Below are 23,997 nucleotides of genomic sequence, written 5' to 3'. Positions count from 1 at the left end.
ACGCTACCCACGGTAGCGTAACGATCGAGAGCAGGCGCCCATGTCCGACACCGGGACCCCACCCGACATCACCTCCCTGCAGCACTCGAGTCGGGATCTCGACGCCCTGCCGGCGGTGGTCGCCGGCTGGCTCGCCGAGCAGGAACCCGGCAGGGGGACGCCGACGGTGAGACTGTCCGACGCGATCGAGGCCAACGGCCAGTCGTCGGAGACCGTGGCGATGAGCTGCACATGGCCGGAGTCGTCGACACCGGAGCGTCTCGTCATGCGACTCGCGCCGACCGCGCAGGACGTGCCCGTGTTCACCGAGTACCGCCTGGACCACCAGTACGAGGCGATGCGACTGGTGGGGGAGCTCACCTCCGTCCCGGTGCCGACGGTGCGCGGCATCGAGCCGACGGGGTCCGTGCTCGGTGTCCCGTTCCTGGTGATGGACCACATCGACGGCGTGATCCCGCCCGATGTACTGCCGTACACGTTCGGCGACAACTGGTTCGCCGACGCACCACCGGAACAGCGGGCGCAGGCGCAGAGCGCGACGGTGCGGGTCATCGCCGCCCTGCACTCGATCCCCGACGCGGCCGGCGTCTTCGGTTTCCTCGACCGCCGCACGCCGGGTGAGACGGCGCTGCACCGACAGCTGTCATGGCTCGACGAGTGGTACTCGTTCGCACGCGACGAGGTGGGGCCGTCTGCCCGTGCCGATCGGGCCCTGCGCTGGCTCCACGCGAACATCCCCGCCGAGGTGGCGGCGGCCGACCCCGTGCTCTGCTGGGGTGACGCCCGGATCGGCAACGTCATCTACCGGGACTTCACCCCCGTCGGTGTCCTCGACTGGGAGATGGCCGCACTCGGTCCCCGTGAGCTCGACCTCGCGTGGATCGTGTTCGCGCACCGCGTCTTCCAGTCGATCACCGAGTCGATGGGCCTGCCCGGGCTGCCCGACACGCTCGTCGAGGCCGACGTCGTGGCCACCTACGAGGAGGCGACGGGTGTCCGGGTGGGGGATCTGCGCTGGTTCCACGTCTGGTGCGGGGTCGCGTGGTCGGCCATCCTCATGCGGGTCACCGCCCGTCGGATCCGCTTCGGTGAACTGCCCGTCGGGGCCGACGTCGAGGAGAACCTGCTCCACAACCCCCTCATCGACGACCTGCTGGGGGATGCATCGTGATCGGCCCCGTCGACGAGTACCCGGTCCACCAGACCCCGCTACCGATCGCACTCCCGGCCACGACGGATCGCAACTTCTACGACCGGTGCTACTTCAACGCCCACGACTCGTCGGGCGACGTCTTCGTCGTGATGGGGCTGGGGTACTACCCGGTCCTCGGCGTGACCGACGCGTTCGTACTGGTGCACCGCGGTGACCAGCAGACCGCGGTCCACGTCTCGGATGTGTTCCAGCACAACCGACTCCGTCAGGGCGTCGGATCGTTCACGCTCGACGTCGTGGAGCCGCTCCGGTCGGTGCGCCTGCGCCTGGACCCGACCGAGGGCATGGCGCTCGACGCCACGTTCACCGGGACCTTCGACGTCGTGGAGGAGCCCCGCCACATCCTGCGGGCCGGGAGCCGCACCACCCTCGACGCGCAGCGCTTCGCGCAGGTCGGCACGTGGATCGGCGGTCTCGAGATCGACGGCGAGCGCATCGAGTTCGACGGCACCTCCTGGATCGGTACCCGCGATCGGTCGTGGGGTATCCGGCCGATCGGGGAGGCCGAGCCGGCGGGCCGGCCGTCGGACCCGCCGTTCGAGGGTATGTGGTGGATGTACCTCCCGCTGGCCTTCGACGACTTCGGGGTCGTGATGGTCGTGCAGGAGGACCCCGACGGCACCCGCACCCTCGACGACGCGGTCCGGATCTGGCCCGACGGTCGGCGCGAACAACTCCGCAGCCCCGAGATCGCGATCACCTACCGCGACGGCGCGCGCATACCCGAATCGGCCGTGGTGACGACGCGATCGGCGTCGGGGGAGATCCGCATCGAGATCACCTCGCTGCTGGCCACCGCGCTGCACATCGGGGGCGGATACGGCGGTGACCCGGACTGGGTGCACGGGAAGTGGTGTGGCGAGCGGTTCGTCGAGCGTGTGAGCTACGACCTCACCGATCCCGCTGTCGCAGGGCGCATCCCGTTCGGGGTGTCCGATCACGTCCCTGCTGTCACCTGGACCGAGGCCGGGCGCACCCACCGCGGCGTCGGGATGTTCGAACACGCCTGTCTCGGACGTCACGACCCGTCGGGGTTCTCCGGCTGGGTCTGATCGAGACCGCGTATCCGGGCGGCGACGTCGCCTGCGCCTGTCACCGACACCGGCAAGAATTGACACGTGTTCTATTTTCTGTCGATCATGAATCGATGACCAGCGACGATCTCGACCCGTGCACCCCCGTCCTGGTCGGTGTGGGGGAGGCATCCGAGCGCATCGACGATCCCGACTACCGCGCACGGTCCGAGGCGCAGATGGCCGCCGACGCGCTGCGTGCCGCCCTGGCCGACACCGGCGCGGACCCCGACGCCGTCGCGGCCGCGGTCGACACGGCGGCCATGACACGGTCGTTCGAGGCGATGGGATTCGGGACCCCGCTCGGCGCCCCCACCGACTACCCCTGGGCGGTGCTGCGTCGCGTCGGCGCCGAGCCGGCACGCGTCGTCTACGAGGCGCTCGGCGGCCAGACGCCGCAGAGCCTCATCACCGAGATGTGCGACCGCATCGCCTCCGGAGCGTCCGAGACCGGGGTCGTGTTCGGCGCCGACGTCACCTCGACGACGCGACACTTCAGCCGCGGTGCCGGGGCCGCCGGGGACGTCCCCGACTTCTCCGAGGTCGTCGACGCCGGCCCCACCGACGACCGTGGCCGCGGCACCCACCTGGTGAACACCCGAGAGAACGTGCTGCACGGCCTCACCAACGCGCCGGCGCAGTACGGGATGCTGGAGAACGCCCGGCGTCACCGACTCGGCCTCGACAGGACGACCCACCGTCGTGCCATGGCGGAACTCTTCGCCCCAATGAGCGTTGTGGCGGAAAGTAATCCGCACAGTGCGGCGCCCACCGCGCGCAGCGTCGACGAGCTCGTCACCGAGACCGATCGCAACCGCCCCGTGGCCGACCCCTATCTGCGGTTCCTCGTCGCCCGCGACCAGATCAACCAGGGTGCGGCCTGCGTCATCACCTCGATCGGCGCCGCGCGGCGGCTCGGGATCGACCCGTCGCGGTGGGTGTTCCTGCGCGGTCACGCCGACCTGCGCGAGCGCCCGCTGCTCGAACGGCCCGATCTCTCGCGCAGCCCGGCGACGGTCGCCGCCGTCCGCCACGCCCTGCAGGTGGCCGGGGTCGAGATGGACGACATCGCGGTGATGGACCTCTACAGCTGCTTCCCGGTCGCGGTCTGGACGGTCACCGACGCGTTCGACATCGCCGCCGACGACCCGCGCGGCCTGACCGTGACCGGCGGCCTGCCCTATTTCGGTGGGGCCGGGAGCAATTACGCGATGCACGCCGTCGCCGGGGTCGTGCGGCGTGTCCGGCAGGAGCCGGGAGCCCTGGGTCTCGTCGGGGCGAACGGCGGCCAGCTCAGCAAGTACTCGGTCGGTGTCTACTCCACGACGCCGACCCCGTGGATCGCCGACGAGTGCGACGACATCCAGGCCGCGCTCGACGCCGAACCGGGGGTGCCGACGGTGCGATACGCCCACGGCGCCGCGACCATCGAGGCCTCGACGGTGCACCACGGGGCCCGGGGTGCGAGGACCGGCATCTGCGTGTGCCGGGACCGACAGGACCGCAGGTTCATCGCCACCGTCTGCGACGACGACACCGCCCTCATGGACCGCCTGCTCGGCACCGACGGCACCGACGACCCGATCGGCTCCACCGTGTACGCGCGGCACGTCCACCCGACGAACCGGATCGCCGTCTCCCGTGCGGCGATGGATCGTCTGCACCCTGTGCAGGCCCCGTCGTTGCAACGGTCCTTCGCGTCCGCGCGCGTGCGCCGCGCGGGCCACGTCTGCGAGATCGAACTGCTCGACGACACCCTCGGCCAGACGGCGCACCAGGAGCTCGACGAGATCGTCGCCGCGTTCCTCGCCGACCGGGACCTCTGGGTGGCGATCGTCCACTCGCGCGCACCGGACTTCTGCCGAGGCGCCGACCGTGCCGAGATCGGCTGGGGCAACACCGCGGTCACACCGCCGACTGGTTTCGCCGGCCTGACGGCCCGCACCGATCTGGACAAGCCGGTCATCGCCGCGGTGTCCGGTGCGGCGCACGACGGTGGACTGGAGATGGTCCTGGCGTGTCATCTGGTCGTCGCGAGTCGCGACGCCACCTTCGCCCTGGACCACGTCTCGACCGGACTCGTCGCCCAGGACGGGGGACTGGTGCGCCTGCCGATCGTCGTCGGCGAGCGCGTCGCGGCGGAGATGAGCATGGCGTCCCGCGTCCTCGACGCCGCCGAGGCGCAGCGGTGCGGGCTGGTCAACCGGGTCGTCGACGCCGGTGAGCTGCTCGCCGCCGCCCGGGAACTCGCGGAGGCCGTCGTCACGAACGCCCCGTTCGCGGTCCGACAGTCACTGCGGATGCGCCGCGAACTCGCCGACACGCCGGACGTCGTCACCGCGACACGCCGTGCCTGCGATGCGGTCGACGCGATGACGTTCTCGCAGGACCTCCTCGTCGGGACCACCGCGGTGTGGGACGGCGAGAAACCGGTCTGGACGAACACGTAACGAAACGGCGGGGCCCGGCGACTCACGGGGGAGTCGTCGAAGGGAACACCCATGCCGTCTGCCCTCCCGGGATCACCGCAGTGGACCGTGCTCGAATCACCGACCGGTCCACGGACGCGGGTCCTACGGGCCATCGCCATCGCGGCGGTGCTCGCGCTCGGTGTGTTCGTCGCCACCGCGTACTTCTCCGCGCAGAACACCGCGCAGGCCCTCGTGGGACACCCCGAGGTGCTGCGGCAGGGGTGCACCTGGGACTCGTCGGGCAACTTCGTGCAGAACTGCAAGGTCTGGTCGCCGTCGCAGAACAAGTTCGTGATCGTCCAGATCCGTGCCTCCAACGGCAGCACGCAGGGGGTCTACCTCCTCGACGGCATGCGTGCGCGCGACGACCGCTCCGCCTGGACGACCGACGTGCAGGCGGCGAAGGTCTATGACGGCTCCACCGACACCACGCTGGTCATGCCGGCCGGCGGCGCGTCGTCGTTCTACACCGACTGGAACGGTGGCGCCGGGGCGAACAACGTCCCCATCAAGCAGGAGACGTTCCTGACCTCCGAGCTGCCCGCCTACCTGCAGCAGCAGTTCGGTGTGTCGCCGTCGAACAACGCCATCGTCGGCCTGTCGATGTCGGCCGGACCGGCCGTCACCCTCGCCGAGAAGCACCCCGAGCAGTTCAAGGTGGTCCAGGCGATGTCGGGCTACTACCAGACCGACAACCCGCTCGGCGCGCTCGGCGTCTTCGCCACCCAGACCATGGTCTCGAACTACACCAACGGCATCGTCAACATGTGGGGTCCGCCCGGCAGTGCGCAGTGGCAGGAGAACGACGCGTCGAAGAACCTCGCCAAGCTGAAGCAGAACGGGCAGGTCCTGGTCGTCTCGTCCGGCAACGCCTTCCTCAGCCCCAGTGAGATGGCGAAGCTCGCGCCGCAGGACCAGGTCTCGGCGATCCTGCTGGAGGCGTTGGCCGCGGTGTCGACGGTGTTGTTCCAACTGCAGGCCGCCCAGCAGGGTGTGTCCGTGGTCTCGCTGCCGAACTACGGCGGTCACGACTGGGAGAACTGGGGCCGCGGCCTCGGCGAGGGACGCGAGACGGTGTTGAACGCGCTGCGTTCGTCGCCGCCGGTCACCCAGAAGACGACCGTCCTGCCGGCCGCGCAGATCGGGTCCGCGTCGTCGACCGCTTCGTCGTCGAAGGCCCCGACGTCGACGTCGGCGACGCCGTCCTCCGAGGCCTCGACCCCGGCGACGACGACGACCACCACGCCGTCGACGAGCACCACGACGACCACCGTCCCGGGGTCCGTGGCGGTCTCGGCGCCGGTGAGCCCGGACGTGTCGTCGGAGAGCGAGTCGTCGGCACCGTCGTCGGTCGACCCGTCGCAGAGCGCCGATCCGTCGGACTCCTCGGTCGCCACCACCACCACGACGCCCGCGCGCTGACGCGGGTCCGGCGGCCGGCCAGTCGGTTCCGGCCGCCCGGACCGGTGAGGTGACGGGGCGGGATCGTCAGCCGCGCCGACGGGCGAGGACGACGACGTCGTGCGTGTGATGTCCGCCGCCACCCTCGCCGGTGTGCCGTCGCGCGCGCGTCTCGTTCGTCACGAGCTCCCACGCGTCGGGGTCGAGGAGCGCCGCGATGTCACCCGGCAGGTGGATGTCGTCGACGGGATAGGTCTCGTGGCCCACCACCAGCAGCACGCCACCCGGTGCGACGGAGTCGATCACCGCGGCCACCGCGGCGCCCCCGGTCGACTTCTGGATCGGGAAGTACATCATCGACACCAGATCGAACGGCCCGGTCGGCACGCCGTCGGCGACGATGTCCGACCGCAGCCAGGTGATCCCGTCTGCGCTGTGCAGCTCGCGCGCCCGGTCGATGGCGACCTGGGAGATGTCGACGGCGGTCACCGACCACCCTCGAGCGGCCAGCCACCGGGCGTCGTCCCCTTCTCCGCACCCGAGGTCGAGTGCCCTGCCGGGCGTCAGGGATGACGCCTCGTCGACGAGGGTCCCGTTGGGGTCCCCGCTCCAGACGCGGTCGGCGTCGGCGTACTTGTCGTCCCAGTAACCCTGGTCCCACGGTGACTGATCTGTCACGTGCATCTCCTGTGAATAGTCCGTAACACCTGTACCGCGACGCTCGTCAGCCCCTAGTGTCACTTTCATGCTCATGCGTCGCTGTCAACGACCCATCCGGCGTGTCGCCATCCTGACCGTGACCGCGGCCGCCGCGATCGGTCTGTCGTGCAGCCCGGCCCAGGCGGACACGGGTCCCGACGTCTCATCGTGGCAGCACCCGAACAACGCGCTGGTCAACTGGTTCGCGGTGAAGCAGTCCGGGCAGGACTTCGCGATGGTGAAGGCCACCGAGGGCCTGTCGTACGTCAACCCGTGGTTCGTCCCCGACTCGATCGGCATGCGCCTGGCCGGGCTGGCCCGCGGGACGTACCACTACGCGGACCCCTCCCTGCCCGCCGCCCCGCAGGCGGCGTTCTTCGCCGCGGTCACCCTCGGTCAGAACGGGTGGGGCGACCTGCCGCCCGTACTCGACCTCGAGACCACCGGCGGTCTGGCCCCCGGTGCCCTGATCGCCTGGACGCAGCAGTACCTGGACACGGTGTCGCTGCTGACCGGGCGCACCCCGATCATCTACACCTATCCGACGTTCTGGCGGACCGCGATGGCCAACACGTCGCAGTTCACGCGGTATCCACTGTGGATCGCCGACTACAACGGCCGCTCGGCACCCGGACCGCTGCCCGGCGGATGGCAGTCGTGGACCTTCTGGCAGTTCACCGACTCGGCGGCGATCCCGGGCGTGCCCGGCCGCGTCGACAAGAACTCCTACAGCGGGGCGCAGGGTCCGCTGGGTCCGTTCGCGCGGATGTGACGTACGTTTCCTCCATGCGCGTCTTCACCTCTGCATCGGACATCCTCGCGGCCGTCGGCGAGGAACTCGGATCGAGCGACTGGCTCACGATCACCCAGGAACGGGTGAACCAGTTCGCCGACGCGACCGGAGACCACCAGTGGATCCACGTCGACGTCGAGCGTGCGACGAAGGAGAGTCCGTTCGGGGGCCCGGTCGCGCACGGCTACCTCACCCTGTCGCTGGTGCCGATGCTCGCGTGGCAGGTCTACTCCGTCGAGAACGCGAAGTTCGCGGTGAACTACGGCTCGAACAAGGTGCGATTCCCCTCGCCGGTCCTCGTCGGGTCCGAGGTGCAGCTGACCGCGACGTTGACGTCCGCGGAGGAACTGGCCGACGGTGCGGTGCAGATGGTCGTGACGCAGACGGTCACCGTGCGCGACGCCGCCAAGCCGTCCGTGGTGGCGGAGACGATCTCGCGCGTCGCGTTCTAGGCCGCGGCGGCCCGTGGGCCGATCGTCAGACCGTGGTCGTGGCGAGAAGCCACAACACCGACGACGCGTCGTCGGGGAGGGTGCACGGGGCACCCTTGGCGGCGCTCTGCACCGCGAGGCCGTCGGTGTAGACGAGGACGCGATCGACCCGGGCGGGGATCTGGTCGGCGGCGACCCCCGCGGCCGTGAACGCATGGGTGAGGAGTCGACGGTAGGCGTCGAGGACGCGTGCGCCGATCGCGGCGACGTCGACGTTGCGCGCTGCCTCGGTGTAGGTCTCCAGCTGCGCGAGCATGCGCGTGGTGTCGCCGTAGACGTCGTTCAGGTCGGCGATGACGGCCGACATGACGTCACGCCCGGAGAGGCCGTCCCAGTGCGCCGCGGCGATCGCCTTGTCGCAGTGGTCGGTGACCGAGTCGGCGAAGCGGCTCAGCGCGGCGATCAGCAGCGCGTCGCGATCGGCGAAGTGATACGTCGTCGACCCGAGCGACAGCCCGGCGGCGCCTGCGACCTCGCGCAGGGTGATCGCGTGGAGACCACGGTCGCCGATGAGCTTCAGGGTCGCATCCAGCAGGACGTCGCGCCCTGTTCCCCGCGCGACGGTCGCGCGACGTGTGCTCTCCACAGTGATTAACCACCCTTCCCGCCGACCGTTTCGAGGCCGGTGGTCGTGTTTGACAATAGCTACCGTACGTAAACCAGGTGCAGCGGGTGGCCGCAAACTTTCATCTGCACACATTGTGCCTCACGGATGAGCGGACCCGGCACCGCCGCGCGGTGCCGGGTCCGGGTCAGCCGGTGAGGCCGAGGGCGCTCGGCCCGTGTGTCAGCTGTAGAGGTTGCTGCCGCACACCGGCCATGCGCCGACGCCCTGCGACGCGAGCACGTTCTCGGCCACGCGGATCTGCTCCTCGCGGCTGGCGTTCGCCGGGCTGCCGGTGCCGCCGTTGGCCTGCCAGGTGCTCTGGGTGAACTGCAGGCCGCCGTAGTAGCCGTTGCCGGTGTTGATGGCCCAGTTGCCGCCGCTCTCGCACTGTGCGACGGCGTCCCAGTTGTGACCGCCCTCGGCGTTGGCGGTACCGGCCATGACGCCCAGCGGGGCCGCGGCGAGGATGCCGGTCATACCTGCGCGCAGGGCGAGCTTCTTCAGTGTGGTGCTCATACGAGTACCTCCATGCCGTCGCGGACGCCTCATGGGCATCTGCGGACGGACGTCTTCGTCTCTCCCGTCCGACGTGTTCCGGACGGTCGTCGCGACCGTGGCGTCCGGGGTGATCCCCGGGTCGGTCGCGAGCCGTCGGCGACACTACGAACAGGCCCCCGGGCCGGTCACATCGCGCGGATCGTCAGTCACGGGCTGATCACGAACAGATCACGACACGCGACAACACCGTCGTCCCTGCGCATCACGGCGAGTCGGGATCACGAGCGTCGCGAACGACCGTCCGGGGCGGGTGATGCAACACACGTGGTTTCTGTGGCCCCGGACACGCTCGTCGTCACCGCGACGGCGGTCGGAGACCGTCGATGACGACACGGATCATCGTCTCGGCGACCGCCGGGTCCCCGTCGTGTGTCGCCGTCATCGACAGTCCGCCGATCAGTCGGGAGACGGTCTCGGTGTCGACGTCGGGGCGAAGCTGTCCGGCAGCGCGGCCGGCGTCGAGGATGCGGCCGATCATCTCCCGCGTGGCGGTTCCCACGTCGCGGAAGACCGGCGCGTCGGCGCCGAGCTGGGCCAGGATGACCTCTTTCATCCCGCGCTTGACCGCGGCCGTGCGCAGGTACTCGCGCAACACCGCGGTGAGCGCCTCGTCCGGGGGGAGCGTGTCGGCGAACCGGTGGCCGGCCTCGACGATCTCCTCGCTCTGGACGCGGTAGGCGGCCTCGACGAGTGCCTCTCGGCTGGGGAAGTTGCGGTACAGCGTCCCGATGCCCACGCCGGCGGCCTCGGCGACGCGCTCCAGGGCCACCTCGGTCCCGTCCGAGCCGAACAGGTCGCGGGCGGCGGTGACGATGCGCGCTCGGTTGCGGACCGCGTCGGCGCGCGGTGCCCGGCGCGGGGTGCCTGTCCTCGACGTCGTCACGGCGTCGTACCTCCCAGCGGTTGCAAAGCGGAGGGTGCCTCCGTATCGTATCCGGAGGAAGCTTCCGTTTCTCGGTCCGAGTCTACCCGTCCATCTCTGGGAGAACTCATGTCGTTTCGTCCCTCGTCGTCCCTGGTGCTCGCCGCCGTCCTGGGATGCCAACTCATGGTGGTGGTCGACGCCACCATCGTCAACGTCGCACTGCCCGACATCCAACGCGCACTGGGGTTCTCGCCCGCCTCGCTGTCCTGGGTGCTCAACGCCTACACGCTCACCTTCGGTGGTCTGCTCCTGCTCGGTGCCCGCATGGGCGACATCCTCGGTCGTCGCAGGACGTTCCTGACCGGTGTCGCGCTGTTCGCGATCGCATCGGCGACCGGCGGCGTCGCGACCGACGCCTCGGTGTTGCTCGCCGCCCGCGCGGTGCAGGGTGTCGGGGCGGCGATCGCCGCGCCCGCGGCGTTGGCCCTGCTCATGACCCGTTTCCCGCAGCCCGCGGACCGGGCACGGGCCTTGGGGCTGTTCACCGCGGTCTCACTCGGCGGCTTCTCGATCGGCCTCGTCGCCGGCGGGATGCTGGTGCAGTGGCTGGACTGGCGGTGGGTCATGTTCGTCAACGTGCCCATCGGAGTCGCGGTGCTGGTGGCCGGGATGATCGCGCTGCCCGCCACGGAGCGGGAGCGGCGACCGTTCGATCTCGCCGGAGCCGTCCTGTCCACCGGCGGCGTCGGGGCACTGGTCTTCGGCCTCGTCCGCGCGGCCGAGGCGGGGTGGACGGCAGCGTCGACCCTGGTCCCGATCACGGTGGGTGTCGCAGCGTTGTGTGGATTCGTCGTCGCCGAACATCGTGCCGCACAACCGATCACGCCGCTGCGTATCTTCGCCGACCTCGGTCGCTCGTCGGCCTACGCCGGTCGGTTGCTCATGGTCGCCGGGTTCGTGGGGATGATGTTCTTCCTCACGCAGTTCATGCAGGACGTCCTGGGCTTCGGCCCGCTGACCACCGGGTTGGCCTACCTGCCCATGACGATGGCGACGCTGACCGCCACGCAGCTCTCCGCGCGGTGGGCGTCGACGCGGATCGGCCCCCGTCCGCTGCTGATGGTCGGGTTCGCACTCGCCGCCGCCGGCACGGGTTGGCTCACCACGATCGGCCCGACGTCGGTCTACGGCGAGTTCGTCGGCGCGATGGTCCTGGTGGGATTCGGTGGCGGACTGGCGTTCTTCTCGCTCACCACCGCCGCACTGCACGACGTCGACCCGGCAGACGCGGGCGCGGCGTCGGGGATGGTGAACGCGGTCCAGCAGCTCGGCGGTGCGCTCGGGCTCGCCGTGTTGGTCTCGGTGTTCGGTGCCGCCACCGCCGGAGTCGCGGGATCGGCTGCGGACGTCTTCACCTCGGGGGTCCGCGCCACCTTCTGGGTGTCGACCGGCCTGATGCTCGCCGGGATCGGGTTGATGGCGGTGACGCAGCCCGGGCGCGTGCTGCGCTCGCCGGTCCCCGCGGCGGTCGAGGAGGAACTCAGCGCGGTCTGACCCACCGACGACGACGGCCCGGACACCGCAGGGTGTCCGGGCCGTCGCCGTGGGCGCCGGTGGCGCCGTCCGTCACTTCAGCTCGGCGCTGCTCTTGTTCAGCACGCGACGTGCGATCACCAGGTTCTGGATCTGCTGGGTCCCCTCGAAGATGTCGAGGATCTTCGAGTCGCGTGCCCACTTCTCCAGCAGCAGGTGCTCGGAGTAGCCCAAGGTGCCGGCGAGTTCCACCGCGCGGGTGGTCACGTCGACGACGGTGCGACCGGCCTTCGCCTTCGACATCGACGCCTCCTTGGAGTTCGGCTCCTTGTTGTCGGCCAACCAGGCGGCGCGCAGCATCAGCAGGTAGGCACCCTCGAAGTCGGCCTCGAGACGGATGAACTCCGCGGCCGCGGCGTGCTGCGACTGCGCGGGCTTGTCGTAGTCGATCTCGACACCGGCCTCCTCGAGCAGTCGGCGGATCTCCTCGAGCGCGGCACGGGTCACGCCGACGGCCATGGCGGCCACCATCGGACGGGTGTTGTCGAACGTCTGCATGACGCCGCCGAACCCCTTCTTGGTGTCCACCTCCGGCGAACCCAGGAGGTTCTCCTTGGGGATGCGGCAGTTCTCGAAGCGGATCGCCGCGGTGTCGGAGACCTTGATGCCCAGCTTGTGCTCGAGGCGCTCGATCGTCACGCCCGGGTGCTCCCGCGGGACGACGAAGCTCTTGATGGCGGCGCGTCCGGCGCTCTTGTCCACCGTCGCCCAGACGACGATGTGCGTCGCGCGCGAGCCGGCCGTCACGTAGATCTTCTCGCCGTTGATGACGTACTCGTCGCCGTCGAGGACGGCCGTGGTGGACACCGCCGCGGAGTCGGAGCCGAAGCCGGGCTCGGTGATGGCCATGGCGGCCCACACCTTGCCGAAGTTCGCCAGCTGCTCGTCGGTGGCGACCGCCGAGATCGCCGCGTTGCCGAGGCCCTGGAAGGGCATGCTCAGAACGAGGCCGACGTCACCCCAGGACACCTCCATGGTGTTCAGGCAGGCCTGCATGTTCCCGCCGTTGGCGACGGCACCCGCGGGCAGTTCCTTCTGCGGCTGCTTGCGTCCGCCGTCGGCGCCGGCACCGGCCTGGCCCGCCTCGGACAGGCCGTCGTAGAGGCTCGCGAGGGTGTCGAGCTCGACGGGGTAGTCGTGCTCACGCAGGTCGTACTTGCGGGAGATGGGTCGGAAGATGTTCGACGCGGCCTGGTGGGCCTGGTCGACGGTGACCAGGAGCTTCTTCGGGAGCTCGAGATTGATGGCCATGATGTCTCTCTTTTCGAGGAAGGAACGGGGGAGTGGGGGTCAGAGGACGACGATGCCCTCGCCGATGCTGGCGGCACGCAGATCGCGGTACCAGCGCTCGACGGGGTGCTCCTTGGTGAACCCGTGACCGCCCAGCAGCTGCACGCCGTCCGAGCCGATCTGCATACCCTTGTCGGACACCAGCTTCCGGGCCAGCGCGGCCTCGCGGGCGAACGACAGGCCCTGCTCGGCACGGGAGGTGCCGCGCTGGGTGACCAGACGCAGGGCGTCGAGCTCGGTGGCCATCACGGCGACGGGGAAGGCCACGCCCTGACGGTTGGAGATGGGCTCCCCGAACGCGACGCGGTCGTTGACGTAGGGGACGACGTAGTCGAGGACGGCCTGCGAGGTGCCGACGGCCAGCGACGCCCAGCCGAGACGCGAGAGCCGCACGACGTCGCGGTAGGCGGCGAACGCGGCGTCGCCCTCCTCCTCGCCGAGCAGACCGGCCTTGGGCACGCGGACGCCGTTCAGCAGCAGGCGCCCCATCCCGGCGGCGCGGACGCCCATGCCCGGGTCCGCCTCGACGACGAGGCCCTCGGAGTCGGACTCGACGATGAAGAGTGCCGGCCGACCGTCGAGCTGGGCGCCGACGATGAACAGCTCCGACGACCCGGCTGCGGGCACGAAGGACTTCACGCCGTCGAGCTTGTAGCCGCTCGGGGTGCGGGTCGCGCGGGTGGTGATGGAGAACGCGTCGAACAGGGCACGCGGTTCGGCGATGACCACCGCGGACTGGGGGACCTCCTCGCCGGCGAAGTCGGGCAGGTACGTCTTCTGCTGCCCGTCGCTGCCGTACTGGGTGAGGGTCGAGGCCACACCGCTGGGGGCGAGGAGGGGCAGCGCGAGCCCCATGTCGCCGTAGGACAGGGCCTCGGCCACGAGTCCGTTGGTCACGACGCCGCGCTCGGAGGCGGCGCCGTCGAACTCCTCGGGCACGTTGATGGTGGTGATGCCCAGCTCGGCGAAGCGGGTCAACAGCTCCTCCGGGGCGACGGCGGCCTCGTCGGCGTCGTGTGCGGCCGGGCGGAGGATCTCCTCGGCGAACTCCTTCGCCGTGTCGGCGATCATCTGCTGCTCGTCGTCGGGACGCAGGTTGAAGTAGTCCTTGCCCGGTGTGCTCAGCCGCTTGGGCTGGCCGCCGCCCTGCACGGACTTGAAGGCCCGGCCTGCGGCACCGAGGGTCTGGAAGCCGGACTTGGTGCCCTGGAACGCGACCCGGTTGATCGGCTCGCGCAGGCCGAAGCGTTCGGCCAGGTCCGAGCCGGTGATCGTGCTCAGCACGCGCATCGCGACTCCGATCGCGTTCTGCTTGGGGGCTGCCTTGCCCACCGCGGAGGTGTCGCGGGGCTCGGTGTGAGTGGACATGTGTCACCTAACGGTTCGGTAATCGACGGACATGGAGTTGTCGGCTGCGAGTGCCGAACGCCGATCTTACTCAGCGGTAAGTTCGATCTTACCGAGTGGTAAGGACGATGTCACCCCCCAGGTGAACGGTGTGTTCACCAGCCGGGCGAACCGCCCGCGACCTGGGGCGATCCCCTAATCTCTCCGTCATGACGATCCCGAGGGGCCCGACGGCCACAGCGGCGCCACGGCTGTCGTCGACGACCGTCGCGACCCTCGTCGGAGGCGGTGTTGTGGCCGCCGCGTTCGCGATCCCGGTGTCGACGGTGGACGGCGGGCCGGTGCTGTGTCCGTTCCGTCTCGCGACCGGGTTGCCCTGCCCGGGATGCGGGCTGACCCGCAGCTGGGTGGCCCTCGCACACGGGGATTTCTCGACAGCTCTCGCGGACAACCTCTTCGGTCCGGTCAGCATGCTGTTCGTCGCGGCGACGGTGCTGATCGCGGTCGTGCTGCGCGTGGTGGCCCCCACCCGACCGCATGTGCTGGTCGTGGTCGCCCGCAGTCGGGTCGTGTACGCGGTGGTGGCCGTGTGGCTCGTCTACGGAGTGGCGCGGGCGGTCGACGCCGCCGTCGGCACCGGATGGTTCCCGGCCGTCACCTGACCCGGGCTGGTCGGGAGACGCCGGGCGTCAGGAGATCTCGAGCGCGTTCTCCGTCGGCAGCGTGCGCCAGTCGGTGTCCGCGCCCTTGAGGCCCTCGAGCATCGACATGTACGCACCGCGACCGCCGTCGGACAGGACGCCCTCGTGGATGGGGAACGCGACCCGCGGGGCGATCGCGCGCAGGAAGTCGACGCCCTCGCTGAGCTTCATCCACGGCGCCGCGGTCGGGATGGCGAGCACGTCGACGTCCTCCTCGGGGACGAACAGTGCGTCGCCGGGGTGCATGAGCGCGCCGGGGTTCGCGTCGTCGCCGAGGAGATAGGCGACGTTGTCGATCTGCGGCAGGTCGGGATGGATCACGGCGTGCCTGCCGCCGCGGATCCGCGCGGTGACCGAGCCGATCGAGAACTGCTCGCCGGGATGCGCGGCCGTCCAGGTGCCGGCGACCGAGTCGCCGTTGAGCTGCTCGGTGGTCTGCGGATCGGCGTAGAGCACTGCGTCGGGGTTGTCCGCGACGAGATCGGGCAGGCGGTCCACGTCGACGTGATCGACGTGCTGGTGGGTGATCAGGATGGCGTCGAGTCCGGTGATCCCGGCGAATCCGTCGGAGAAGACACCCGGGTCGAACAGGACTGTGGTGCCGTCGATCTCGACCAGGATGCAGGAGTGTCCGAAGTGTGTGACGCGCATGATCGCAGCGTAGCCACGCCGGGCGCGCGGCGCCGACGGACGGTGAGAGCGCCTCACCCCGTCGGGGTTCAGGGTCGGAGCGCGCCGAGGGCGTCGGTGTGCAGCAGTCCGTTCGTGGCGAGTGCGCTGCCGCCGTGCGGTCCGGGGGTCCCGTCGAGGGCGGAGAAGGTGCCGCCGGCCTCACGCACGAGCACGTCGAGGGCGGCCAGATCCCACAGTGACACCTCCGGCTCGGCGGCGATGTCCACCGCTCCCTCGGCGACGAGGCAGTAGTGGAAGAAGTCGCCGTAACCACGGACCCGCCACACCGCATCGGTGAGTGCGAGGAACTGCTCACGCAGACCGCGGTCCGCCCACCCGCTCAGGCTCGCGAACGACAGGCTCGCCGAGGACAGCTCAGCGACGGCGGAGACGGTGGTCGCGCGCTCGGCGCCGTCGGGGCCGCGGGTGTGCGCGCCCGCGCCGGCCGCCCCCCACCACCGTCGACCGAGGGCGGGCGCCGAGACGACGCCGACGGTCGGTGTGCCGTCCTCGACCAGGGCGATCAGCGTGGCCCACACCGGCACGCCGCGCACGAAGTTCTTGGTCCCGTCGATCGGGTCGATCACCCACTGCCGTCCCCGCAGCACCGCGTCGCCGCCGAACTCCTCACCGAGGAGCGCGTCGTCGGGACGCGATCGACCGAGCTCGTCGCGGAGCCGACGTTCGGCCTCCAGGTCCGCGTCGGACACCGGCGTCAGATCCGGCTTGGCGTCCACGTGGAGGTCGAGCGCGCCGAAGCGGGGGAGGGTGATCGCGTCGGCGACGTCGGCGAGGTGCAGCGCGAGCCGCAGGTCATCCGGGGTGGAGGGCATGCCCGGTACGGTAGAAGACACGCCGAACCGGGCGTGCGAGAGGAGGTCGGCGGTGCTGTCCATCGCGTTCACGATCATGTTCGCCGTGCTGCTCGTCGCCCTCATCCTGCAGTGGCAGCGGGGACGCGGCGCGGGCGGGCGCGGCGCGAACGGACGTGCCGCCGGAGGTGGAGTGCTCGGTGGACTGTTCGGCGGCGGCAGCGCCGGATTCGTCGAGGGCACCCTGACGGTCACCGGTGTGTCCGACCCCGCCGAGCAGGGCGACAAGAACGGTGACATGTTCTGCACCGTCTCGGGCACCATCATCGGACCGGACACCGCGCCCGCCGACGTCTACGGCCACCTCGTCCTCGGTGCGAACTCGCCGTGGCCCAAGGTCGGCACCGACATGCCGGTGGTCTACAAGCCGGGCAAGGCGGAGACCAGCTGGCGATTCGGCTCCCTCGAGGTCCCACCCGCCGCGTGAGGTGCGGCCGCCCGATCCGCCGGTCAGAACGTCCTCCCGGAGCAAGTAGCCTGGTCCACCGTGCAGCCTGACGTCCAGACCGACATCGAGAACCTCGACGCGACCCTCACGACGGTCGAGAAGGTCCTCGACCTCGAGGAGCTCACCCGTCGCATCGACGAACTCGAGCACGAGGCCGCCGACCCCGAACTCTGGAACAACCAGGAGAACGCGCAGAAGGTCACCTCGGAGCTGTCCCACGCCCAGACCGAGTTGCGTCGTGTCAGCGAGTTGCGCAGCCGCCTCGACGATCTGCCGGTGCTCTACGAACTCGCCGAGGACGAGGAGGGGGACGCGCGGACCGCGGGTCTGGCCGACGCCGACGCCGAGCGCGGGTCGCTGCGGGCCGACATCGAGGCCATGGAGGTCAAGACCATGCTGGCCGGCGAGTACGACCAGCGGGACGCGCTCGTCAACATCCGCTCGGGGGCCGGTGGCGTCGACGCCGCCGACTGGGCCGAGATGCTCATGCGCATGTACGTCCGCTGGGCGGAGAAGCACCACTACGGCGTCGAGGTGTACGACACCTCCTACGCCGAGGAGGCCGGGCTCAAGTCGGCCACGTTCGCCGTGAAGGCCCCCTACATGTACGGGACGCTGTCGGTGGAGATGGGGACGCACCGACTCGTGCGGATCAGCCCCTTCGACAACCAGGGCCGCCGCCAGACGTCGTTCGCCGAGGTCGAGGTGCTGCCGGTCGTCGAGACCACGGACCACATCGACATCGACGAGAACGACCTGCGGGTCGACGTGTACCGGTCGTCGGGGCCCGGCGGCCAGTCGGTGAACACCACCGACTCCGCGGTGCGTCTGACCCACGTGCCGACGGGCATCGTCGTCACCTGCCAGAACGAGAAGAGTCAGCTGCAGAACAAGGCCGCCGCGATGCGCGTCCTGCAGGCGAAGTTGCTGGAGCGCAAGCGCCAGGAGGAGCGGGCCGAGATGGACGCGCTCAAGGGCGACGGCGGATCCAGCTGGGGCAACCAGATGCGGTCCTACGTCCTGCACCCGTACCAGATGGTGAAGGACCTGCGGACCGAGTACGAGGTCAACAACCCGTCCGCGGTGCTCGACGGCGACATCGACGGATTCATCGAGTCGGGGATCCGCTGGCGCATGGCGTCCGGCGAGAACTGACGATCGCAGTGGGCTGAGGGGGAGACGTGAACGACATTCTCGTGCTCGCGGTCGGCTCACCGCCGGGGAGCGACCGTCTCGTGCGCGCCCTGTCGCTGCAGGGTCTGCAGATCGTCCTGTTCGTGCTCGGGGCGATGATCCTGACCCGGTTCATCCAGTGGACGACGGCGAAGATCACCGGCCGCATCGACCGGAGCTTCCAGGAGAGCGACGAGCTCGTGCGATCGGAGTCGGCGAAACACCGTCACTCCCTCGCCCAGGTGGTCGCCTGGGTCGCGATCGTCATCGTGTACATCATCGCCGCCTTCAACATCATCAAGGCGCTCGGTGTCCCGATCACCGGGTTCGTCGCGCCGGCAACGGTTCTCGGTGCCGCACTCGGTTTCGGCGCGCAGCGCGTCGTCCAGGATCTGCTGGCCGGCTTCTTCATCATCACCGAGAAGCAGTACGGGTTCGGCGACGTCGTCGAGCTCGCGATCCTCGGATCGGTGCAGACGGCACAGGGCACCGTCGAGGACGTGACATTGCGCATCACCAAGATCCGCTCCTCCGACGGCGAGGTCATCACCGTCCCCAACGGCCAGATCGTGAAGGCCATCAACCTGTCCAAGGACTGGGCGCGGTCGGTCGTCGACATCCCGCTGCCCGTCGGTGCGGACATCAGCCGCGTCACCGAGCTGCTGGCCTCGGTCGGGAAACAGACCTTCGCCGATCCGCGGATGCGCCCGCTGCTGCTCGACGAGCCGACATCGATGGGTGTCACCGACGTCGAACTGGACAACCTCACCGTCCGCCTGGTCGCACGAACCCTGCCGGGCAAGCAGTTCGAGGTCAGTCGCGACCTGCGGGCCCGGGTCATCCGGTCGTTCGGTCGGGCCGGCATCGCCCTGGCGAACGGCGGAGACATCGAGACCGGTGCGATGACCCCGTCCGGTGTCGGTGAGAAGCGCATCGACCCCGACGCCCCCGCCGCCGACACCCCCTCGAGGCAGACCCGATGAGCCCCGACGACCAGAAGCCGTCGACGACCCCGACCGCACACGAGCACAAGCGGACGCTGTGGTCCCGCATCCCTCGCCACATCCTCGGCGGGCGGGTGCGGACCACGACCGCCGTCATGGTGGTCGTCTTCATCGGTCTGCTCGCGCTGTACGGCCAACGCGTGGACCACTACGCCTCGGTCGACGCCGACCGTGCCCGCAACGCCCCGCGGTTCACTCCGACGACGACCCAGGACTACGTGCCGGAGACGACCCGGTCGTCGACCCGACGGTCGGTGTCGTCGACACCGTCGACTCCCTCGACCACCTCGCGCGAGAGCGATTCGACCACCTCGCCGGACGGCGGGTCGGGACCGACGCAGACCGCGCCGACGACGACCACCGGCGGTCTGCGCTTCCCGCCGATCCCGGGTCTGCAGATCCCCGGCCAGACACCGACGACGACACCCGCACGGTGACGCGCGCGGGGGCCCTCCGGGTCCCCGGGCGCGCCCGCACGCGTGGCTACACTGGCCGCCGTGATCAGCCTCGACAACGTCACGATGAAGTACAAGAACTCCGGGAGACCGGCGCTGCAGGGGCTGTCGTTGGAGGTCGAGAAGGGTGAGTTCGCCTTTCTCATCGGGCCGTCCGGCTCCGGGAAATCGACCTTCTTCCGCCTTCTGCTCAAGGAGGACAAGCCCACCAGCGGCGACATCCACGTCGGTCGCTTCCACGTGACGAAGCTGCCCAGCCGACGCGTGCCGCAGCTGCGGCAGTCCATCGGATGTGTGTTCCAGGACTTCCGCCTGCTCCAGCAGAAGTCCGTCGCCGACAACGTCGCGTTCGCCCTCGAGGTGATCGGCAAGCCGCGCTCGACCATCGAGAAGGTGGTGCCCGAGGTGCTCGACTACGTCGGCCTGTCGGGCAAGGCCGATCGCATGCCCACGGAGCTGTCGGGTGGCGAGATGCAGCGTGTGGCCATCGCCCGCGCGATCGCGAACCGACCGCTGCTGCTGCTCGCCGACGAGCCCACCGGCAACCTCGACCCGTCCACCAGTGAGGAGATCGTCGACGTGCTCGACCGTGTCAACCGTCGGGGCACCACGGTCGTGATGGCCACCCACGACCGCCACATCGTCGACGCGATGCGTCGGCGGGTTCTCGAGTTCGACCTCGGCCGCCTCGTCCGCGACGACCAGCGCGGCGTCTACGGGGTCGGCTGATGCGCGCGAGCTTCATCGTCAGCGAGGTCCTCAACGGACTGCGCCGCAACGTCACCATGTTCGCCGCGATGGTCCTCACCACCGCCATCACGCTCGCCATGTTCGGCGGCGGCCTGCTGGTGGTGCAGATGGCCGACAAGAGCCGCGACATCTTCCTCGACCGTGTCGAGATGCAGTTCTTCATCTCCGATCAGGTCGCCGACGCCGATCCCGAGTGCCGCGCCGACCCGTGCGCGGCGCTGCGGACCCGGATCGAGCAGACCCAGGGCGTCGAGTCGGTGCAGTACATCGACCGTGCCGAGGCGTTCCGCGACGCGAAGACGAAGACGTTCGCCAACGACCCCGACATCGCGTCGATGATCCGCGAGAACACGCTGCCGGCGTCGTTCAAGGTGCGCGTCTCCGACGCCAACCGGTTCGGGCCCGTGCTCGACGAGTTCCGTACCGCCGACGGCATCGACGGCGTCCTCGACCAGCGGGAACTGGTGAAACGGATCTTCAGCGTGCTCGACGGCGCCCGGAACGCCGCGTTCACCATCGCGCTGGTGCTGGCGTTCGCCGCGGTGCTGCTCATCGCGAACACGGTCCAGATAGCCGCGTACACGCGGCGCACGGAGGTCGGGATCATGCGCCTGGTGGGTGCGACCCGGTGGTACACGCAGCTGCCGTTCCTGCTCGAGGCCGTCGTCTCCGCCGTGGTCGGGTCGGTCATCGCGATCGCCGGGCTGTTCGCCGCGAAGGTCCTGTTCTTCGACCGAGCCCTCGGCGACCTCTACGGCGTCAACATCCTGGCGCGCATCACGATGGGTGACGTCGTGTTCGTGTCGCCGTGGTTGCTGCTGGCCGGTCTGGGGCTCGCGACGGTCACCGGGTACGCGACGCTGCGCTTCTACGTGCGGATCTGACCGAGGGCACGCTCGAACAGCACGATGCGCATGTCGCGACCGAACCGCGCCGGCAGGTCCGCCTCGCGCAGCACCCGGAACCCCAGCGAGCGGTAGTAGTCGACCATCGTCGTGTTGTGTGCGGCGGTGTCCAGACGCAGGCGGTCGTGTCCGGCCGCTGCGGTCGCGTCGGCGGCCCATTCGATCAGCGCCCGGCCCCACCCGTGGCCGGCGTGGTCACGACGGACCATCAGTCCGTGGACGTATCCGGCCGGCGCGTCGTCGTCACCCCAGAAGTCGGGGTCCGACCACGCGAGCCGCACACACGCGACGACCTCCCTGCAGCCCTCGGGGCCGTCCACCTCGGCGACGTGCCACTCGCCGAGGCGGGTGCCCGCGGCGACGTCCTCGACGGTGATCTCGCCCTCCTGCCACTGGTTCACGCCGGTCGCGGCGAGCCAGCGTGCGAGCCCGTCGCGCAGGTCGACGATCGCGGGTGCGTCCTCGGGGGTCGCGGCGCGCAGGTCGGGGAGAGGGACGACGTCGGTGACGGACACGGTTCGGATGCTAAAGGATTCGTCGGCGCGGCTCGTCCCTGCGTAGGCTGGACCGTCGACCGCAACCGCGTCGCGAGAACCGTCAGGAGGTGCACCGTGGTGAAGGAGAAGGGCCGCAAGGCCATCGCGACCAACCGCAAGGCGCGCCACCTGTACACGATCCTCGACACCTACGAGGCGGGGATCGCCCTCGTCGGCACCGAGGTGAAGGCGCTCCGCGACGGCAAGGCGTCCCTCGTCGACGCGTTCGCGACCATCGACGACGGCGAGGTGTGGTTGCGCGGTCTGCACATCGCGGAGTACGGCAGCGGTAGCTGGACGAACCACGCGCCCCGCCGTAACCGCAAACTCCTGTTGCACCGCAAGGAGATCGACAGTCTGGTGGGGACGCTGCAGACCCAGAACCTCACGCTGGTCCCGCTGTCGATGTACTTCTCCGACGGCAAGGTGAAGGTCGAACTCGCGCTCGCCCGCGGCAAGCAGGCGCACGACAAGCGCCGCGACATCGCCGAGCGGGACGCACGCCGCGACGTCATCCGGGAACTCGGGCGACGCGTGAAGGGCATGAGCTGACCGAAAGAGGGATGATCGTGCCCTCGTGTCTTGTTATGATCGAGTGCCTGTCGTGAGAGATCGCGGCAGGTCCTACACGGGGCTGAACGGTTTCGACTGCGTGCGTCGATGTAGGGGAAGCGTGCCGGTGCAGGCTAGAGACCACCGTAAGCGTCGTAGCAACCAATTAAGCGCCGATTCCAATCAGCGCGACTTCGCACTCGCCGCCTGAGCGAGTGTGAGTCTGTCGGCCCGGGTGTGCTCCCGCCCCGGGTACCGGCATCATCCAGGGAGCTCACCGTCCATCCCGGTCGCGGGGATGGACGGGACATCCAACAGCGACTGGGATCGTCATCCTGGCTCGTCCGCATGACCAGGAGATCCGAGTAGAGACAGAGCGGACTGCGCACGGAGAAGCCCTGCTGACACGACGAAGGACCCGGGTTCGATTCCCGGCAGCTCCACCACTGAGCCGCCCACCTGCATCACCGCAGGTGGGCGGCTTTTCTGGTTCCGGCGTGTCCGCACCGTCGGCGATGTCCGGCAGACGGCGTCGGAATGCCGGACCCCCGGGGGCCTGTTGCAACCACTGTCGGCCCGAGACTCGGGCCGAGCGCGACGACACGAGGAGGACGCCTCATGGCATCTGTCCCGACCCTGACCCTCAACGACGGCCGCAGCATCCCGCAGCTCGGTTTCGGTGTGTTCCAGATCGAGCCGGAGGAGACCGCGAAGGCCACTCGCCTCGCGCTCGAGACCGGGTACCGCCACATTGACACGGCCCAGATGTACGGCAACGAACGTGAGGTCGGACAGGGCATCCGGGACAGCGGCGTCGCCCGCGACGACATCTGGGTGACCACCAAGCTGAACAACGGTTTCCACCGCCCCGACGACGCGCGGAAGGCGTTCGACGAGAGCCTCGAGAAGCTCGGCGTCGACCACGTCGACCTGTTCCTCATCCACTGGCCGCTGCCGACCCGGTACGACGGCGACTACGTCTCGACCTGGCAGACGCTCATCGAGTTCCAGAAGCAGGGGCGCGCGAAGTCGATCGGCGTCTCCAACTTCCAGCCCGACCACCTCGACCGGCTCGCCGCCGAGACCGACGTCGTGCCGGCGGTCAACCAGATCGAGGTGCACCCCTACTTCACCAACGACACCGCCCGCGCCTACGGCAGGGACCACGGGATCGCCACCGAGGCGTGGTCGCCGATCGCCCAGGGCAAGGTCCTCGACGACGCGACGATCTCCGAGATCGCCGAGCGCGTCGGCAAGTCGACCGCGCAGGTGGTGCTCCGCTGGCACATCCAGCGGGACAACATCGTCTTCCCGAAATCGGTGACCGAGAGCCGCGTCAAGGACAACTTCGACATCTTCGACTTCGACCTCACCGACGACGACCTGACCGCGCTCGACAAGCTCGACGGCGGCGAGGACGGCCGCACCGGACCCAACCCCGACACGTTCGACTACATCCCCGACTGACCCATCCCGGACCGGCCCATCCTCGACCGACCCATCCCGGACGCGACGATCGGCGACCCCG

At 69.7% G+C, this 23,997-nt stretch carries 25 protein-coding genes and 1 other RNA gene; 17 read left to right on the top strand and 9 right to left on the bottom strand.

The window, feature by feature from the left end; all coding sequences use genetic code 11:
• Nucleotides 1-40 precede the first annotated feature (40 nt).
• The 4 genes from ACXVUM_RS01640 (at nucleotide 41) to ACXVUM_RS01625 (ending at nucleotide 6,179) form a co-directional block, all read left to right on the top strand.
• Nucleotides 41-1,171 (top strand): phosphotransferase family protein, encoded by a 1,131-nt coding sequence (locus ACXVUM_RS01640; protein WP_458520144.1) that lies wholly within the window; start codon nucleotides 41-43, stop codon nucleotides 1,169-1,171.
• Nucleotides 1,168-2,265, top strand: a complete 1,098-nt coding sequence (locus tag ACXVUM_RS01635; RefSeq protein WP_458520143.1) for a hypothetical protein — start codon at nucleotides 1,168-1,170, stop codon at nucleotides 2,263-2,265. The genes ACXVUM_RS01640 and ACXVUM_RS01635 overlap by 4 nt, the downstream gene beginning before the upstream one ends.
• Before the next feature lie 95 nt (nucleotides 2,266-2,360).
• Complete coding sequence (locus ACXVUM_RS01630) at nucleotides 2,361-4,736, top strand: enoyl-CoA hydratase-related protein (protein ID WP_458520142.1); 2,376 nt, start codon at nucleotides 2,361-2,363, stop codon at nucleotides 4,734-4,736.
• Between the two features lie 51 nt (nucleotides 4,737-4,787).
• Nucleotides 4,788-6,179, top strand: a complete 1,392-nt coding sequence (locus ACXVUM_RS01625; protein WP_458520141.1) for an alpha/beta hydrolase — start codon at nucleotides 4,788-4,790, stop codon at nucleotides 6,177-6,179.
• Between the two features lie 66 nt (nucleotides 6,180-6,245).
• Here ACXVUM_RS01625 and ACXVUM_RS01620 read toward each other — a convergent pair whose 3' ends face one another.
• A complete protein-coding gene (locus tag ACXVUM_RS01620) occupies nucleotides 6,246-6,842 on the bottom strand; it encodes a class I SAM-dependent methyltransferase (RefSeq protein WP_458520140.1) in 597 nt (198 codons plus the stop codon).
• A gap of 61 nt (nucleotides 6,843-6,903) precedes the next feature.
• On the opposite strand from ACXVUM_RS01620, the gene ACXVUM_RS01615 reads away from it, so the two are divergent.
• Nucleotides 6,904-7,629, top strand: coding sequence for a glycoside hydrolase family 25 protein (locus ACXVUM_RS01615; protein ID WP_458520139.1), 726 nt, complete (start codon nucleotides 6,904-6,906; stop codon nucleotides 7,627-7,629).
• A 14-nt stretch (nucleotides 7,630-7,643) separates the two neighbouring features.
• Nucleotides 7,644-8,102, top strand: a complete 459-nt coding sequence (locus ACXVUM_RS01610) for a MaoC family dehydratase (protein WP_458520138.1) — start codon at nucleotides 7,644-7,646, stop codon at nucleotides 8,100-8,102.
• Between the two features lie 25 nt (nucleotides 8,103-8,127).
• Here the strand turns inward: ACXVUM_RS01610 and ACXVUM_RS01605 are convergent, their stop codons facing one another.
• The 3 genes from ACXVUM_RS01605 to ACXVUM_RS01595 all read right to left on the bottom strand — a co-directional run bounded on the left by ACXVUM_RS01605 (nucleotide 8,128) and on the right by ACXVUM_RS01595 (nucleotide 10,189).
• The gene (locus tag ACXVUM_RS01605) at nucleotides 8,128-8,727 is read right to left on the bottom strand and encodes a TetR/AcrR family transcriptional regulator (RefSeq protein WP_458520137.1); all 600 of its coding nucleotides are present in this window, start codon (nucleotides 8,725-8,727) and stop codon (nucleotides 8,128-8,130) included.
• A gap of 201 nt (nucleotides 8,728-8,928) precedes the next feature.
• Nucleotides 8,929-9,264 carry a transglycosylase family protein gene (locus ACXVUM_RS01600; RefSeq protein ID WP_458520136.1) on the bottom strand — a complete coding sequence of 112 codons (336 nt, stop codon included), beginning with the start codon at nucleotides 9,262-9,264 and terminating at the stop codon, nucleotides 8,929-8,931.
• Nucleotides 9,265-9,601: 337 nt separating this feature from the next.
• A complete protein-coding gene (locus ACXVUM_RS01595; protein WP_458520135.1) occupies nucleotides 9,602-10,189 on the bottom strand; it encodes a TetR/AcrR family transcriptional regulator in 588 nt (195 codons plus the stop codon).
• Between the two features lie 108 nt (nucleotides 10,190-10,297).
• On the opposite strand from ACXVUM_RS01595, the gene ACXVUM_RS01590 reads away from it, so the two are divergent.
• Nucleotides 10,298-11,725, top strand: a complete 1,428-nt coding sequence (locus tag ACXVUM_RS01590; protein WP_458520134.1) for an MFS transporter — start codon at nucleotides 10,298-10,300, stop codon at nucleotides 11,723-11,725.
• A gap of 72 nt (nucleotides 11,726-11,797) precedes the next feature.
• Here the strand turns inward: ACXVUM_RS01590 and ACXVUM_RS01585 are convergent, their stop codons facing one another.
• A complete protein-coding gene (locus ACXVUM_RS01585) occupies nucleotides 11,798-13,015 on the bottom strand; it encodes an acyl-CoA dehydrogenase family protein (RefSeq protein ID WP_458520133.1) in 1,218 nt (405 codons plus the stop codon).
• A 39-nt stretch (nucleotides 13,016-13,054) separates the two neighbouring features.
• Nucleotides 13,055-14,422: an acyl-CoA dehydrogenase family protein gene (locus ACXVUM_RS01580; RefSeq protein ID WP_458520132.1), complete on the bottom strand. Its 1,368-nt coding sequence runs from the start codon at nucleotides 14,420-14,422 to the stop codon at nucleotides 13,055-13,057.
• A 188-nt stretch (nucleotides 14,423-14,610) separates the two neighbouring features.
• Between ACXVUM_RS01580 and ACXVUM_RS01575 the strand changes: the two genes are divergently transcribed.
• A complete protein-coding gene (locus ACXVUM_RS01575) occupies nucleotides 14,611-15,063 on the top strand; it encodes a DUF2752 domain-containing protein (protein ID WP_458520131.1) in 453 nt (150 codons plus the stop codon).
• A gap of 27 nt (nucleotides 15,064-15,090) precedes the next feature.
• On the opposite strand, the gene ACXVUM_RS01570 is transcribed toward ACXVUM_RS01575, so the two are convergent.
• Entirely contained in the window at nucleotides 15,091-15,753 is a 663-nt protein-coding gene (locus ACXVUM_RS01570; protein ID WP_458520130.1) for an MBL fold metallo-hydrolase, read from the bottom strand.
• 68 nt (nucleotides 15,754-15,821) lie between these two features.
• On the bottom strand, nucleotides 15,822-16,607 hold the full coding sequence (hisN, locus tag ACXVUM_RS01565; RefSeq protein WP_458520129.1) for a histidinol-phosphatase: 786 nt from the start codon (nucleotides 16,605-16,607) through the stop codon (nucleotides 15,822-15,824).
• Between hisN and ACXVUM_RS01560 the strand changes: the two genes are divergently transcribed.
• Genes ACXVUM_RS01560 through ftsX form a run of 6 tightly spaced genes read left to right on the top strand, consistent with a single transcriptional unit; the run spans nucleotide 16,606 to nucleotide 21,360 of the window.
• A complete protein-coding gene (locus ACXVUM_RS01560; protein WP_458520128.1) occupies nucleotides 16,606-17,073 on the top strand; it encodes a hypothetical protein in 468 nt (155 codons plus the stop codon). The two genes, hisN and ACXVUM_RS01560, sit on opposite strands and share 2 nt — an antisense overlap.
• A 60-nt stretch (nucleotides 17,074-17,133) precedes the next feature.
• On the top strand, nucleotides 17,134-18,249 hold the full coding sequence (gene prfB / locus ACXVUM_RS01555) for a peptide chain release factor 2 (protein WP_458520127.1): 1,116 nt from the start codon (nucleotides 17,134-17,136) through the stop codon (nucleotides 18,247-18,249).
• Nucleotides 18,250-18,284: 35 nt separating this feature from the next.
• Nucleotides 18,285-19,250 (top strand): mechanosensitive ion channel family protein, encoded by a 966-nt coding sequence (locus ACXVUM_RS01550; RefSeq protein WP_458522752.1) that lies wholly within the window; start codon nucleotides 18,285-18,287, stop codon nucleotides 19,248-19,250.
• Nucleotides 19,247-19,708, top strand: coding sequence for a hypothetical protein (locus ACXVUM_RS01545; protein ID WP_458520126.1), 462 nt, complete (start codon nucleotides 19,247-19,249; stop codon nucleotides 19,706-19,708). The genes ACXVUM_RS01550 and ACXVUM_RS01545 overlap by 4 nt, the downstream gene beginning before the upstream one ends.
• Before the next feature lie 60 nt (nucleotides 19,709-19,768).
• A complete protein-coding gene (gene ftsE, locus ACXVUM_RS01540) occupies nucleotides 19,769-20,455 on the top strand; it encodes a cell division ATP-binding protein FtsE (RefSeq protein WP_458520125.1) in 687 nt (228 codons plus the stop codon).
• Nucleotides 20,455-21,360 carry a permease-like cell division protein FtsX gene (gene ftsX / locus ACXVUM_RS01535; protein WP_458520124.1) on the top strand — a complete coding sequence of 302 codons (906 nt, stop codon included), beginning with the start codon at nucleotides 20,455-20,457 and terminating at the stop codon, nucleotides 21,358-21,360. Before ftsE ends, ftsX begins: the two co-directional genes overlap by 1 nt.
• Here the strand turns inward: ftsX and ACXVUM_RS01530 are convergent.
• A complete protein-coding gene (locus ACXVUM_RS01530; protein ID WP_458520123.1) occupies nucleotides 21,345-21,896 on the bottom strand; it encodes an N-acetyltransferase family protein in 552 nt (183 codons plus the stop codon). The genes ftsX and ACXVUM_RS01530 overlap by 16 nt on opposite strands.
• 99 nt (nucleotides 21,897-21,995) lie before the next feature.
• Here ACXVUM_RS01530 and smpB point away from each other — a divergent pair, with 99 nt between their 5' ends.
• The 3 genes from smpB (at nucleotide 21,996) to ACXVUM_RS01515 (ending at nucleotide 23,936) form a co-directional block, all read left to right on the top strand.
• The gene (gene smpB / locus ACXVUM_RS01525) at nucleotides 21,996-22,469 is read left to right on the top strand and encodes an SsrA-binding protein SmpB (protein WP_458522751.1); all 474 of its coding nucleotides are present in this window, start codon (nucleotides 21,996-21,998) and stop codon (nucleotides 22,467-22,469) included.
• Between the two features lie 78 nt (nucleotides 22,470-22,547).
• Nucleotides 22,548-22,915: a transfer-messenger RNA gene (gene ssrA / locus ACXVUM_RS01520) on the top strand.
• Between the two features lie 172 nt (nucleotides 22,916-23,087).
• Nucleotides 23,088-23,936, top strand: coding sequence for an aldo/keto reductase (locus ACXVUM_RS01515; RefSeq protein ID WP_458520122.1), 849 nt, complete (start codon nucleotides 23,088-23,090; stop codon nucleotides 23,934-23,936).
• The last annotated feature ends 61 nt before the right edge of the window (nucleotides 23,937-23,997 follow it).

The sequence above is a fragment of the Williamsia sp. SKLECPSW1 genome (assembly GCF_054332755.1).
The sequence above is the reverse complement of the archived record's forward strand: the minus strand, read 5'-3'. Positions and strand labels throughout refer to the sequence as shown.